18 protein-coding genes are annotated in these 13993 nt (G+C 46.6%); 3 read left to right on the top strand and 15 right to left on the bottom strand.

Translation table 11 applies throughout. The features are described 5' to 3' along the window. Window positions 1-162: 162 nt before the first annotated feature. The 15 genes from fliP to H3V14_RS05905 all read right to left on the bottom strand — a co-directional run bounded on the left by fliP (window position 163) and on the right by H3V14_RS05905 (window position 11251). Window positions 163-930: a flagellar type III secretion system pore protein FliP gene (gene fliP, locus H3V14_RS05975; RefSeq protein WP_083655527.1), complete on the bottom strand. Its 768-nt coding sequence runs from the start codon at window positions 928-930 to the stop codon at window positions 163-165. Beyond that, the gene (fliL, locus tag H3V14_RS05970) at window positions 927-1421 is read right to left on the bottom strand and encodes a flagellar basal body-associated protein FliL (RefSeq protein ID WP_075870286.1); all 495 of its coding nucleotides are present in this window, start codon (window positions 1419-1421) and stop codon (window positions 927-929) included. The genes fliP and fliL overlap by 4 nt, the downstream gene beginning before the upstream one ends. A gap of 177 nt (window positions 1422-1598) precedes the next feature. After that, window positions 1599-2321, bottom strand: a complete 723-nt coding sequence (flgH, locus tag H3V14_RS05965) for a flagellar basal body L-ring protein FlgH (protein ID WP_075870455.1) — start codon at window positions 2319-2321, stop codon at window positions 1599-1601. A gap of 14 nt (window positions 2322-2335) precedes the next feature. Next, window positions 2336-2941, bottom strand: a complete 606-nt coding sequence (locus H3V14_RS10995) for a MotE family protein (RefSeq protein WP_075913406.1) — start codon at window positions 2939-2941, stop codon at window positions 2336-2338. After that, window positions 2938-4182, bottom strand: coding sequence for a flagellar basal body P-ring protein FlgI (locus tag H3V14_RS05955; protein ID WP_198220991.1), 1245 nt, complete (start codon window positions 4180-4182; stop codon window positions 2938-2940). The genes H3V14_RS10995 and H3V14_RS05955 overlap by 4 nt, the downstream gene beginning before the upstream one ends. Next, window positions 4179-4640 (bottom strand): flagellar basal body P-ring formation chaperone FlgA, encoded by a 462-nt coding sequence (gene flgA / locus H3V14_RS05950; RefSeq protein WP_075870288.1) that lies wholly within the window; start codon window positions 4638-4640, stop codon window positions 4179-4181. Before flgA ends, H3V14_RS05955 begins: the two co-directional genes overlap by 4 nt. A gap of 6 nt (window positions 4641-4646) precedes the next feature. Further along, complete coding sequence (gene flgG, locus H3V14_RS05945) at window positions 4647-5444, bottom strand: flagellar basal-body rod protein FlgG (protein ID WP_198227822.1); 798 nt, start codon at window positions 5442-5444, stop codon at window positions 4647-4649. A 60-nt stretch (window positions 5445-5504) separates the two neighbouring features. Beyond that, a complete protein-coding gene (locus H3V14_RS05940; RefSeq protein WP_075870289.1) occupies window positions 5505-5855 on the bottom strand; it encodes a flagellar hook-basal body complex protein FliE in 351 nt (116 codons plus the stop codon). Window positions 5856-5857: 2 nt separating this feature from the next. Next, a complete protein-coding gene (locus H3V14_RS05935; RefSeq protein ID WP_075870290.1) occupies window positions 5858-6046 on the bottom strand; it encodes a hypothetical protein in 189 nt (62 codons plus the stop codon). A gap of 4 nt (window positions 6047-6050) precedes the next feature. Then, window positions 6051-6470: a flagellar basal body rod protein FlgC gene (flgC, locus tag H3V14_RS05930; protein WP_178391797.1), complete on the bottom strand. Its 420-nt coding sequence runs from the start codon at window positions 6468-6470 to the stop codon at window positions 6051-6053. Beyond that, the gene (gene flgB, locus H3V14_RS05925; protein ID WP_198227315.1) at window positions 6470-6856 is read right to left on the bottom strand and encodes a flagellar basal body rod protein FlgB; all 387 of its coding nucleotides are present in this window, start codon (window positions 6854-6856) and stop codon (window positions 6470-6472) included. Before flgB ends, flgC begins: the two co-directional genes overlap by 1 nt. 391 nt (window positions 6857-7247) lie before the next feature. Beyond that, window positions 7248-8162, bottom strand: a complete 915-nt coding sequence (locus tag H3V14_RS05920; protein WP_198227313.1) for a hypothetical protein — start codon at window positions 8160-8162, stop codon at window positions 7248-7250. A 24-nt stretch (window positions 8163-8186) separates the two neighbouring features. After that, window positions 8187-9566: a flagellar protein export ATPase FliI gene (gene fliI, locus H3V14_RS05915; RefSeq protein ID WP_075870292.1), complete on the bottom strand. Its 1380-nt coding sequence runs from the start codon at window positions 9564-9566 to the stop codon at window positions 8187-8189. 59 nt (window positions 9567-9625) lie between these two features. Further along, entirely contained in the window at window positions 9626-10366 is a 741-nt protein-coding gene (gene flgF, locus H3V14_RS05910; protein ID WP_178391793.1) for a flagellar basal-body rod protein FlgF, read from the bottom strand. 84 nt (window positions 10367-10450) lie between these two features. Beyond that, on the bottom strand, window positions 10451-11251 hold the full coding sequence (locus tag H3V14_RS05905; RefSeq protein WP_198227311.1) for a DUF1217 domain-containing protein: 801 nt from the start codon (window positions 11249-11251) through the stop codon (window positions 10451-10453). Window positions 11252-11537: 286 nt separating this feature from the next. Between H3V14_RS05905 and motA the strand changes: the two genes are divergently transcribed. The 3 genes from motA to H3V14_RS05890 are packed head-to-tail and all read left to right on the top strand — an operon-like array spanning window position 11538 to window position 13887. Further along, window positions 11538-12413, top strand: a complete 876-nt coding sequence (gene motA / locus H3V14_RS05900; protein ID WP_075870295.1) for a flagellar motor stator protein MotA — start codon at window positions 11538-11540, stop codon at window positions 12411-12413. A gap of 3 nt (window positions 12414-12416) precedes the next feature. Beyond that, the gene (locus H3V14_RS05895; RefSeq protein WP_198213536.1) at window positions 12417-13439 is read left to right on the top strand and encodes a FliM/FliN family flagellar motor switch protein; all 1023 of its coding nucleotides are present in this window, start codon (window positions 12417-12419) and stop codon (window positions 13437-13439) included. After that, entirely contained in the window at window positions 13417-13887 is a 471-nt protein-coding gene (locus H3V14_RS05890) for a BAB2_0123 family type IV secretion system effector (RefSeq protein ID WP_246713064.1), read from the top strand. Before H3V14_RS05895 ends, H3V14_RS05890 begins: the two co-directional genes overlap by 23 nt. Window positions 13888-13993 lie beyond the last annotated feature (106 nt).

Genomic DNA, 13993 nt, shown 5'->3' with positions numbered 1-13993 from the left:
CCAACCAGCGGGTGACAGAGCGGCTTCATGCCTATCAGTTTTACCGGTATTCTTTTAAAATACCTCACTAACCTGTCACACCTTATATTTAGTCGGCTTAACAATAAAAATAAAGGCCTTTTTGAAATTTTTTTTGAAAATCTTCCAAACAAGCAATTTCGTTCAACTAAACGAGCGGATAAGGCTGCCTACAAGCAAATTCCATCCGTCAATCAAAACGAAAAACAGAATTTTAAAGGGAAGTGATATAACAGTCGGTGGCAACATCATCATGCCCATAGACATTGTCAAAGTTGCAACGACAAGGTCGATAACCAGAAATGGCAAAACAATGAGAAAACCGATTTCAAAACCGCGCCGCAATTCGGAAATCATAAAAGCCGGTACAAGAACACGGTAATCAACCTGTTCTCCCGACCCCACATGAAACGAGGGGTCTGCAAGGTCGACAAAAAGATCAAGATCCTTTTCCCGCACCTGACTGAGCATGAATTCACGAAACGGCTGGCCGATGCGCTCTGCCGCCTGTTGCTCGGTAATTTCATTATTCATAAGCGGTTGAACGCCACCGGTCCAAGCCTGATTGAAGGTTGGAGCCATAACATAAAAAGTCATGAACAAAGCAAGCGATATCATGACAAGATTGGAAGGAGCCGTTTGCAAACCAAGGCCGGAACGCAAGAGCGAAAACGCTATGGCAAAGCGGGTAAAGCTTGTTACCATTATGAGCAATCCCGGTGCAACGGAAAGAACCGTCAACAAACCGAAGAGTTGAACAATGCGCCCGCTTATCGACCCGCCTGCCTGAGGCAACAGATTTGACAACGAATTGCCGGAAGTTGCCTGTGCAGCGGCATTGGTTTCCTGTGCAAAGGCACTGCCAACGCCAAAAAGTAAAATAACCAGACAAAACAGGAAGAGCCGTTTCATTGCTCGATCACCAGACTGGAAATCAACACATTGGTTACTTTACCCTTTGAACGGGTACGGGCTCTATCAACCAGATCCTCGCGAAGATTCATGAGGCCGGATGCACCCTTGATCTGGGCAATCGTACTGTTTCGCAAAAACGCCAGAAAATCGTTGGATATTTCAGCTGCAACAGAAGGTGCAAGCACCTCTCCCGGTTGGGATACAAGCGAACATTCCACACGAATCCATGCATTGTTGGGTGCAGCCATATTGGTGAGAATTGGCGTCAACACCGTAACACTGCTATTGGAAGCAATTGTATCGGCTGTCTTTTGGGCCTGATTTTTTGGTTCAACCGGAGGGGGTGCAATTTCCTTGCCGATCTGCGTTCCCAAAAACCAGCCGCCACCAGCGGCAACCAAGGTCAAAATAACACCGGCAAGAAGCAGTGCCTTGATGCCACTGTCTTTTTTTGCTTTTCCATCACCTTTTTCAGGCTCGCCAGCCATAAAAACCTCTTAGGTTAACATTAAAGGCATTTGCGCCCAATCATAGTTTATTATTCTATCGAAAAATAGATGAATAAACCTTAAAGTGCCAAGCTTTCAAGCCTTTATCCAAGACTTAAAAATAAAGGGAGCCGGTTGAAGGCGAAGCTCCCTTTATCATCACATTCGCCAATTCCATCAGAACGGTGATATCTGGTTCATAATCTGCTGGCCATAAGGTGGCTGCTGAATTTCGCTCATGCGACCACGGCCGCCGTAAGAAATACGGGCTTCAGCGATTTTATCGTATTCGATGGTGTTGTTACCGGTAATATCACGCGGACGGACAACGCCTGCAACATTGAGAACACGCAATTCATAGTTGACGCGAACTTCCTGCGAACCGTTAATAACCAGATTGCCGTTTGGCAAAACATCGGTAACGACTGCGGCAACCGACAATTTGATATCTTCTTTACGTTCAACCTTCGCATCGCCTTTCGAGTGTGCTGTTGAATCGCCATTCACACTACCACCATTTTTGCCGATCAACGGATAGGTTGCACCCAAGGTATATTTGCCATTGGCATCACGTTTCAAATCGCTCTTGTTATTCAAATTGGCACGGTCATTGATTAAAATCTGGACAGTGAGCACATCCCCCGGTTTCATTGCGCGAGGATCGCGGTAAAAGCTGTTTGATGAAGACCGATAGAGTGAATATTTGCTTTCTTTCGGTTTTGTCGGATAAATATCGGGGTTCATCGACGGTGCATAACCAAGATCTGCCCGAACCGGCGAAAAGTCAGGCACCGAGTTGAAGTCCTTTGTATTGTAAGAACAGCCAGAAAGCGCAACCGTTGCCAGAACGACACTGATAAGCGCGACTCTTGATTTACGGATGTCTAAAACGTTTTTCATTTGTTCAACTTTCTTCATTGGCCTGCTTTTACAGCCTTTGGCGCCGGCTTGTTTTCCGGCGGAAGTTTTTGTGCGCTGACCAGAACTTTGGTCAGATTTGCCGACTTTTCCGGTGGCAATTCATTCATAATGGCACTCGAGACACGCGGCGTCAGTTTCAACATAATGGCGGCAGCTGCAAAATCATCCACCAGTGCCAATTGTGCAGCTGCAGCATCCGGACGCATTTTGGAAATGATATTGACCAATGAATCCTGAGCTTTTGCCAGAAATTCGTTTCTCTTGTTCAGCCAATTCTCATATTCCTCGCGTTTTTCTTCCAGAACCTTGATGCGATCATCAATCTGCATGCGCAATTGTTGTAATTGCTGGCTCTGCAATTCAAAACGGGCATCGGCTGCCTGACTGTCGATATTGCCGCAGAACTTTTCGATTTCATCCTGTGAAGCATTGGCAGAAGGAAGTCCGCGTTGTGCAGAAGGTGCAGCAGGAGCTGGCGGAACTGTTGATGCTTTATTGGTGCCCGATGCCCCGCCCTTTTGAGCCAAAGCATTGTTCATTAGCCCTAAAAAAGGAACCAGCCCCAAAACTGCAAGAACTTTACGCCGCGATCCGATCATTGAACTACAAGCTCCGCATGAAGTGCACCGGAAGTTTTAATCGCCTGCAAGATGGCGATGATGCCGGTGGGCTTGACACCGATCTGGTTCAAACCTTTAACCAGATTATCGAGATTGGTACCGCCCAGAATGCCGATATTGGAGGTCTGTTCATTCGCATCGACGGCTGTTTGCGGCAAAACAACTGTGTCGCCTGTTTCACTGAACGGCTCGGGCTGTGAAGCGTAAGGCGTTTCAGTAACACGAACTGTCAAACTGCCGTGAGAAATCGCAACGCGCGATACACGAACCTTCTCACCGATGACAACGGTGCCTGTACGTTCATCAACAACAACACGGGCAACTTCGTCTGTCGGGATAGGCAGTCCTTCGATTTCTGCAATAAAACGAGCGGCAGTAATACTTGCCGGTTTTTTCAAAACAACCGTTTTGGCATCGCGTTCTTTTGCAACGCTTTGATGATAGCGTTTGTTGGCAAAAACATTGACCAGATCGGCAACGCGGATAGCTGTTGAAAAATCGGGATTATGCAATTCCAGAACTATATCGGCATCGCGGTTGAAATTGCCTTCAACCTTGCGTTCGACCAACGCACCATTCGGAATACGACCTGACGTCGGAACGCCTTGCGTTACAGTTTCTGCATTACCCTTTGCCGCAAAACCCGAAATGATCATGTTGCCTTGTGCAACAGCGTAAGTCTCGCCATCAGCACCAAGAAGCGGTGTCATAACCAGTGTACCACCTTGTAGCGACTTTGCGTCACCCAGTGACGAAACACTGACATCAATCCTTGAACCGGGAGTCGCAAAAGGCGGAATGTCAGCGGTAACAATAACCGCAGCAATATTGTTTGCACGCGAAGCACCAGCCGGCGGACTAATTCCCAGATTGTCGAGCATGGCGCGCAAGGACTGTTCGGTAAAAGGCGAATTACGCAAAGAGTCGCCGGTTCCATTAAGACCGATAACCAAGCCGTAACCGACAAGCTGGTTTTCACGAACACCCTGAATTTCCGCAATGTCTTTCAATCTTGCAACAACGCCGGGGCGAGAAAGGTCGGAATAGCGCATCTTTGCCGGATCACCACCCGAACCGAGCCATGAAGCATCCGACGCCGCTTCAGAATTGAAATGGCGAACATTGCGGCCACCTTCATCGGCAAATGCGGGCATAATGCCCATCAGCAAAGCCGCAACAATTCCTAACGAACGACCAATCTTTAACGAACAACCAATCATTGTCCACCTACCCTGACACTGCCGTCAGACAAGATTGTACCGCTCACAATGCGACCGGAGTCTACATTGCGAACCTTGATATAATCGCCTGCACTGCCGGGCTCCATCGAAACACCTGAAGCGGTGATAACAAGATCACCGGCACTGAAGACAAGTTTTGTAGTTTGACCACGCTCAACCAGAACAGGATCACCCAAAGATGATAGCGAGATCGGGCGGCCTGCCGGCAATGTCCTTTTTGCAACTTTGTTCAAGGCCTGCTTGACATCGGTTACATATAAAGGAGCTGCATCAACCTTGATGTAAAACATCCTTTCGCTGAGACCGACATTGCTTACAGGCTGGCCTGCATAGACTGTCGTGGTCGGAACGAGAAAGCCTATCCTATCCGCATAGGCTTGCGTTATCGACGCAGTCGACAACAATAAACCGGCAAGAAGGAGAGAAAGCTTTTTCATTTTAGATTACCTTAAATTCTTCGAAACAACGGCCGACATTTCATCAGCGGCCTGTATAACTTTCGAATTCATTTCATAAGCACGTTGAGCCGCTATCAATTCGGTAATTTCTTTAACCGGATCAACGTTGGAAGCTTCAAGATAGCCTTGCATGATCGTGCCATAGTTTTCTTCACCGGGATTACCTGCAATCGGTGCTCCCGAAGCCTGTGTCTCACGAAACAGGTTATCACCAACCGGCTCGAGACCTGCTTCATTGGTAAAATTGATCATGTTGAGACGACCGGCTTCAACCGGTGCAGCATCTGCATCCGGCTGATAGGTCACGCGACCATCGGCACTCACTGTAATAACGCCGTTTTTACCGATTTCATTCGGAACCGTAATAACCGGCTGGACAAGGTTACCATCAAGGGTAACAACCTGTCCATTTTCATTCAGGTTGAATGCACCCGAGCGAGTATAAAACGTATTGCCATTCGGATCCTGAATTTCAAAATAACCTCGTCCACGGATTGCCAAATCAAGCGAATTGGTTGTCTGGACGAACGAACCTTGCATGTTGTTTTTACGAACTGCAGCGGTACGAACACCAAGACCGACAATGGCACCTTCCGGAATGGTTGCTTCATTCATCATATTAGGAACGCCAACGGCACGATCTGTCGTGTACATAAGATCGCTGAATTCGGCGCGAGAACGTTTGTAACCAGTGGTGTTGATGTTTGCGATGTTGTTTGCAATCACATCAAGATTGGTCTGCTGGGCGTTCATACCGGTGGCCGCAATTGATAAAGATCTCATAACCATTGGACTTTTCCCTTTATTTTATTTTCCTGTTCACCTGTTACCCGAGCCATTCCGTCAGATTTGCATACGGCTGACTTCGAGATAAGCCTGAACAATCTTGTCTCTGATGGCGATTGCCGTATTCAATGAACGTTCGGCATCCATAACCGAATTGACAACTTCACGAACCGACACGTCGCCACCTTCCATTTTCTGCATTGAAAGGCTTTCCGCCTTTTCAAGATTATTTCCGACCGCTCCGCTAACTTCAGCGAGTACCTGATCGAAACTAGGACTTTTTACACCCTGAGCCTGACCTGAAGCTTGCGTGTCTGAAGAAGTTGTCTGGCTGGCATTTGCGCCATATGATTGCCCCAACCTTTCAAGAGCGGCACGTGTTGTTGCTGATGTTAACGACTGTATCATTATCAAATCCCCGTCATTTTCAGTGCATTTGCAAGCAGATGTGCAGACCGGCAGATAACTTCGAGATTGGCTTTATAGTTACTCTTATCGCTAATCTTTATAATCTGGCCTTTGATATTGATCTCATTATTACTCAATTGTTCTTCGAGCTTGGAAAGATTCTTATCTTTATTTATCGATATGGTATTCAACTTATTAACCTCTCAGCAGGTCAATTGTCTGGGATACAAGATCCCGGGCCTGACGAATAACTTGTAGATTTGCTTCATAAGACCGGTTGGCTTCACGCATATCTGCCATTTCAACAATTGCATTCACATTCGGATATTTTACATAACCGTTTGCATCGGCCGCCGGATGTCCCGGCTCATATTTAACAATATAAGGTGATTTATCGGTAGAAATCCGTGCAATTTCGACGCCTTGCGCATCTTCATAAGGATTGAGAGCTGCTTCAAAGCTGACAGTCTTGCGCTGATAAGGGTTTGCGGCGGCAGTATCGCCTGTCGAATTGGCATTGGCCATATTTTCCGCAATAATACGAAGGCGTGTAGATTGGGCTGCAAGGCCCGTTGTTGCGACACGTCCAGCGGCAACAAGTGGATCAGACATGATCACGATCCTCCTTTAACTGTAGCCATCATCATTCGATGAAAAGCTTTTACAATAACGGTATTGAGTGACATTTGTTGGCCGATTTCACCACCTTTACGCATCTCTTCTTCGAGATTGACGTTATTTCCCGAATGCGTGGTTTCAATCGTCTCTTCCGGCCGGATTGCATGAGATTCCATGCCATTATCCGTGACATCCATGTGTTTGCTGTTTGTCACAGCCATCGCCATGGTGTCATTGTTGAGAATGGCAGCAAAATCTTTAACTTCGCGCGCCTTGTATCCGGGCGTATTCACGTTCGCAACGTTACTTGCCACGGTTTTCTGGCGTGTTGCCAACCAGTCGGCTTGTTTATTTGCTAAATTGAAAAGATTTACCGGATCCATTGTCACATACTCTCTTGAACAGTTTGAACAATAGACGGTTAAACTTGCGCGAGACTTGCGTTCGCGATATTTTTATAGAAATAAAAAATATTACAATAAATTCAATATGTTATAGAACAGCTAATGAAATTTTTGGAACTTCGAATCCTCGAAAATCAAACCCGACTTGTATCTTTTTTAACCGAATTGAGCTTTAAAAACATAAAGCTTATGTCAATTTTTCTAATAGTCATTCCAATAGACGTGCAATTTTCAGGCGGAATATATTTTGTTTAAAAATTACTTTTTTTCTTTATTCGAGATATCCTTTTCGACAACAAAAGATTTTTATCATCTGTATTCATCAGTATTGATATTGTTACGACAGATTGAAGCGTCACGATTTCTTGGTTCAGTGATGAACAGGAACAATTCCTCTCGAGGTCTTCAATGCAACTTTCCCGTTCTCGCTATCTTTCGTAACCCTTATATAATAGCTTCCGTCGGGAAGTTTGCTGCCCGGTCTTGCAAACCAGTAGCCCTGATCATATTCGATCATTGCCATCCCGTCGATAACATCCTTTACCACATAATCTTTGGATTTTGGCGCCGTCGGTTTCAAACTTCCATCTGTCGCGTCCGGATTTGCAGCCTTGGGAAGCCCCTTCCCGTTCGACATAATTGCTTTTTGTGAATCGTAATCACGTGGTGCATAAGGATCAACACGGTCAATACCTTCGAACCGCTCGCGTTTATACCAACCTTCATGTGGCCTGAACGTGCTGACCGCAACCGTTTGGCTATCAGGTGTTGCAGCTCCACCTTGCCCGCCAATCTGGAAAGCATAAACGACAAATGGTAAGCTCCCGCACCCGATGGCTACGGCAACGCCGAAAGCTCGCAACATTGAATCGACCGAATTGAAAATGCCGAAGAGTGTACCGGTCGACGAACCGGCAGCAGAATTTGCAATCGTCAATGACTGGAGCCCTGCAAAACCCGCAGAAATGACCCCGATGACTCTTTTGAAAATACCGGAATATTTTTTGGCATATGGGTCTACACGGTCTGTCGTTTCTGGCGTGTCAATTTCATCAGGATTGCGCCAGAACAACCAATGCTGGTTCCGATTTTTACGGAGTTCATCAGAATTTATTCTATCGGTTTCGATATGTTCGAGATCCTGTAGAAGCTTTGATAATTCCCGTTCTGTGTCGTCACTGCGTTTTCTATTCGCACGACTTTTCATCCTGAAACCGCCAAAACTTTGATGATCGGCATTACCAAAGTTCGGAAAAGATGAACCAAAATTTGTGATATCAGTCATAAGTGGCATTCTCCTGCGCGTCGTTTAAGCTGCCTGATTTTTCAGGGCTTTGGCAAGATCATCATAAGGATCACGGGAAACCGGCGTATCCGGAGACTGGTTCATTGCCTCATAAATTCGTGGCACCAGAACAACGGCCTGATCAAGCACCGGATCAGACCCCGGATGATAGGCGCCCATGGCACGTAAATCGCGTGTTTCTTCATAACGCGAAATCATTTCTTTCAAACTTCTTACGAGCTTTTTCTGTTCGGCAGTCCAGCTATGGGGCGCAAGACGCGAAATCGAACCGGGGATATCGATTGCCGGATAACGGCCTTGAGCGGCAATGGCCCTGTCAAGCACAATGTGACCATCCAAAATACCACGAATGGCATCGGCAATCGGATCATTATGGTCATCGCCATCAACCAGAACTGCGTAAACGCCGGTAATTGACCCTTTTCCTTCGGGCCCCGGACCAGCGCGTTCCAACAAACGAGGCAAATCACTGAACACACTTGGCGGAAAACCGCGCGAAACCGGTGGCTCACCTGCTGCAATTGCCACCTCGCGGGCAGCCAGTGCATAACGGGTAATGGAGTCGACCATCAATAAGACGTTATCACCCAGAGAACAAAAATATTCGGCTATGGTTGTCGCCATTGCAGGCGCAAGGCGGCGCATCATCGGGCTTTCATCACCTGTTGCAACGACTGTGACAACTTTGGAAAGTTTTCCTTTCATCGTGTCATCAAGCATGTCGCGAACTTCACGGCCACGTTCGCCCGTCAATGCCAGAACGACCGTATCAAAATCATCGGTCGCGGTCATCATGGCCAATAATGTCGATTTTCCGACGCCGGAACCGGCAAAAATACCGATACGTTGACCAAAACAAAGAGGCGTAAAAATATCGATAACCTTGACGCCAGTGCGTAATCCTTTGCCGACACGTGCTCTTTTCAAAGCCGGCACGGCATGGGTTTCAACCGGCATTTTGTTTTCACCTGTAACAATCGGGCCAAGATCGTCAATTGCTTCCCCCAAAGCATTGACGACCCGTCCCTTCCATGATTTGTCGGGCGAAGCCAACAGAGGACCATTCGGAAATACCGAGGCATTGAGTGCCGGAACAACAGTTTCATCAAACGGCTTGATCAACACATGATCTTCGTTGACACGGATAATTTCACCGCGAGCCATATTATGCCCGCAATCGATCAAAACATTATCACCAAGAGCTACAGAATCGGAAAGACCACGGGCAGCAACAGCAACACGCGAGACATCACTGACCATTCCACCTTTACTGACCAAAGGTGACTGTTGGCGTTTTTCCTGCTCGGCAAATGCGACAAGTAAAGAGAGTGCATTTTTACGGGAAATGCTTAAATCTTCACTTTTTTGTCCGATATTTTCCATGACAGTGCTTTCTGTGAATCTGATAGCCCAAACTTATAAATTTGCCGACAAGCTAGCCGTTATTGACTTTTACCGCCCAGTGTCTGGATTGCCTGAGTGCTTCTTTCTTCTTGTTGGCGCATCATCGCTTCAACGCGCTCGAAAGCTCTTGAGACTTCGATCAGACGTGTCATTTCAACAACGCCATTCACATTGGAATTTTCGAGAAAACCTTGTACGACGCCGTTTGCAGCGTCCCCCTGCATGGGTATCGGGGCTTTGTCAGGCACAACCGAAGCATTCGGACCGTAGCTTAACTTGCTATCAGGCTGGAATTGATAGAGCCCAATGGCAGCGACCTGCAAGTTGTTCTGATAAATTGCCCCGTCAGCGGCAATTCTTGGCGTTCCGTTTGCAGGATCTATCTGTATCGGTGCGCCGCCATTATCCAGAAATGGATAACCTTGCACCGAAACAAGGCCACCTTCGGGTGTCATAATCATGCGCCCGTCACGGGTATAAACCTGACCTGTAGGCGTTTGTAATGAAAAATAGGAATCGCCGTTCACCGCTACATCCAGCGGATTACCGGTTTGTGTTACCGGACCGCGATTGGTTGAAATATAGGTTTGGCCGGCACTGCTAAAATTTACATTCTGGTTATTGTCACGGGCGACAGGCGAAACGAGAGAAGCAAATTTCATCTCTTCCGAGCGATAACCTGTTGTGTTTACATTGGCCATATTGCGCGCAATGGTTTCCATGCGCTTTTCTAAACTGATTTGCCCCGAAACACCGACATAGATCGGATTTTGCATCAATCTTTGTCCTTTCCTGCCCGGACAGTTTTAAGCCGTCCGGCTTTGTGAATGGGTGAACAAAAAATCAACGCAAAAGTGCTATGATCAATTGCCACCCGGTTTAAGCGACTGCATTGCAATCATCGAGGCATTCGAAAAACCGAATGTGCTCCCCGTATTTGTGCTTTGCAGAAGAGTTAATGCAGGACTTACCTGCGGTTGGTTTTTGGCATCATACATTGCCGAAAACCGGCCGATGAATTTTTCCAATTTGGTTGAATCAGCCAAATCATCAAAGTCCATGCGCTGTTCGAGAAGACGTTTTTGCGCTTCGACATCGGAACCGCGCACGCTGTCGGGAATACCAAGAGCCGTAAAGACAACCTCGGAAAGTGCTTTATCCGAAATAATCTGATAAGCCCAATCCTCTTTTGACAAGGTACCGTTTTGAGCCATGCCACCAACAGTACGCGTAAAATAAAGCGCAAGACGTGTACCTTCATTCTGCTCACCTACTTCTGTTTCCAGTGTCTGCTGCATATATTTATTCACTGCAGCTTTTGTTGCACTGTCCTGAGAAGTGGCCTTATCTCCATATTTGTTGAAGTTGAAAGCTGCGGCGAATTGTTGGTAGCGCTTGTCTGTCAGAGCTGTGGCATAATCGGCATCGGTTAAAACCTTGCGCATCATGCCTTTTGCATAGGTCATATCCTCAAGGCCATAAGCCTTCATCGCATAGTTAAAAAGGCGCGTATCACCAAGAAAATCGTCAACTGTTTTTACACTTTTTATGTTCTGAGTATAATAGTCTGTTTCGCGCTTGACATTGGGTTCACTCATAACCCGATCAAGCGTCTTGGACATATTATCAATTGTACTTCTATAGCTGACATAAGTGCCAATCATAGGATTACCTTTCCTCAGTAAATCTTGTGTAACGGATGAAGCTTGCCCGAAGCTGAACTCACTGTTACAACAAAGCTGATCTGTTTTTATCGCAACTTTCAGACGTGAATGAATATATCATAATAGTCTTTATTATTATATATAATATCAAGAATGCCTGTTTTTTAGCGTTCTGGCAAGAATCATGCGTTAATGTCACTTACGAATGATAGATTTTCATATGGCAAGCTTCACACAAGGCCGCTATTCTATACATTCGTTGAATTAAGAGATAGGAGCGTTTGCGTTGGGTGTTATTCTAGGACTAGCAATTGCACTTGGCTGTATCCTCGGAAGCTTCATGGCGATGGGGGGGCATGTATCAGTTCTTATGCAGCCTTGGGAGTTTGTCATTATCTTGGGCGCTGCATTCGGAACATTCATCATTGCCAATCCGTTTTCCGTCATTAAAGATACGATAAGAGCAACATTGGAAGCAATGAAGGAAGCCGTTCCCAAGCAAAAGGACTATCTTTCGTTGCTCGGACTTTTATATGCTTTGATGCGGGAAATGCGTTCCAAATCACGTTCGGAAGTTGAAGGTCACTTCGACAATCCGAAAGAGTCTTCCATTTTCCAGCAATATCCGACGATATTGAAAGACGACTCCATCACCAATTTTATTTGCGATTATTGTCGGCTTATTCTTGTCGGCAATGCCCGTCCATTTGAAATCGAAGCTTTGATGGATGAAGAAATCCACACGATTTCACAAGACGCATTAAAGTCGGCTTCGGCTTTGCAAACCGTGGCTGATGCATTGCCTGCTTTAGGTATTGTTGCCGCTGTTCTTGGTGTCGTCAAGGCGATGGGGCACCTTAATGAATCGCCTGAAGTTTTAGGCCACTACATTGGTGCAGCTCTGGTTGGTACCTTTGGTGGTATTTTCTTTGCTTATGCAGTTTTCGCTCCGATTGCCTCGAAGATCAAACTTGTACGTGGCAAGAAAACCCGTATTTATACTGTGATCAAACAAACATTGCTGGCCTATATGAATGGCGCAATGCCACAAATTGCCCTTGAATACGGGCGCAAAACAATTTCTGCAAAAGATCGTCCGACAATTGATGTCGTTGAACAAGAAGCAATCTCCGGTCAACCGGCAACGAAAGAGGCTGCATAAAATATGTCGGAAGCAACCCCAGATAAAGCCAAGGCAACAACCGGAGCGGCAGGACAAACTTCTTCCGACGCAGCCAAACCGGAGGCAGCACCTGAATCGGCAGAAGAAAAGAAAAAAGATGTTCTTGCCGAGCATATTTTACGTGCGGCCGGCATATCGAGTGACGATCTTCAATCGTTCCAACATGTCTTCGGCGATGCCGCAACAAATTTATGCGCAAGGTTGGCGCAATATACGTCTGCTACTTTCACCATAGAAGTTAAATCGCTTGACACACTGAAAGCGGATGCACTCCCGAAGATTATTACCGGGGATACACTCGTTGTAAGGTTCGAAGCAGACCATTGGGGTGGTGACGTATTGTTTGTTCTGGACGCAAATCTCGTGAGCATTGCAACAGATGCCTTTTTCGGGGCGGCTGAACCGGCAATCCTCAACCGTAACGGACGGCCTTTCAGTCCGGTCGAGACGAAAACCGGCGAAACATTGGCCGAAGTGTTGTCTGCTTCAATGGACGATGTATTCGGAAACGGTGATGGCACGCTGTTTAATTTCAAACAGACAACGAATGCTCAAGATTTCGATATTGAAGAATTCGAACAATTACGGATGTTTTCGTGTGTATTGTCGGTGAAATCGGGCGAGGTTGAAACAACGCTCAATCTGCTTCTTCCGCGGAGTTGTCATCGTCCGATACAGGAAGCTGTTACACGCGTTTTGCGCGCTCCTTCAACACGCACAGATCCCCTATGGGCGAAACGGTTGCGTCAGGAAGTTAGCCGCGCGCATGTTGGTATCGAAGCCTATATCATTCAAGGTTCCATGACTTTGGAAGACTTGATGAATATAAAAATCGGGCAAGTGTTGCCACTACCGGCCAATGCTGTAAAGCAGGTAAGATTACGTAGTGGCGATAAGCCGCTTTATAAATGCTCCTTGGGCAAAGTTGGGTCAAATTTTTCTGTACGGGTTACAGACCCGATTGATGAAGAAGAGGAAATGTATGATGAACTGGTTCATAGTTAATATTATAGGCGCTGCTCTGGCGATGACATCAGTTGGTGTATTTGTCGTTACCTCGCGCAAACTTGCCAGTACAATCCGCTTGGGGCGCCAACTTGCAGAGCAGGTTCACGCTGCAACATCAAGTCTTGATCGGGCCGTCAAAGCTTTGCGTGAAGAACATCAGGATTTTCGTGATGAAAATAAAAAACTTGATGCACGCATTACAGAATCTTCGCGTATCCGCCGTGAAGTCGACCGCTCTGTTGCGCATATGGAAACGATCCGCAACCAGTTGCAAGGAGATTTTAACCGTCTGCGCGGTATATTGACAGCCCAATCACATGGGCCAACAGCAAATTCCGCTCCGGCTCATTCTGCAAATCCGCAGACAATGCGTAACAACGGCTTGCCGGTTTTTGTTCAACGGGTAGTGCATAAAGCAGATCTCGGCAAGAGGGTTCAATTCTAACTACGACCGGCGTCAAACTGCAATGAAACGGTGAGAATATGGCAGACGAAAAAAAACCGACAACGACTCCCCCCCCCATGGGCGCAAAGCCGACAATGCCTCCGCG

The organism is Bartonella sp. W8151, assembly GCF_016100385.1.
Taxonomy (GTDB): Bacteria; Pseudomonadota; Alphaproteobacteria; order Rhizobiales; family Rhizobiaceae; genus Bartonella; species Bartonella apis.
Note: the sequence above shows the minus strand (reverse complement) of the source record. Positions and strands in the feature narration are given on the sequence as shown.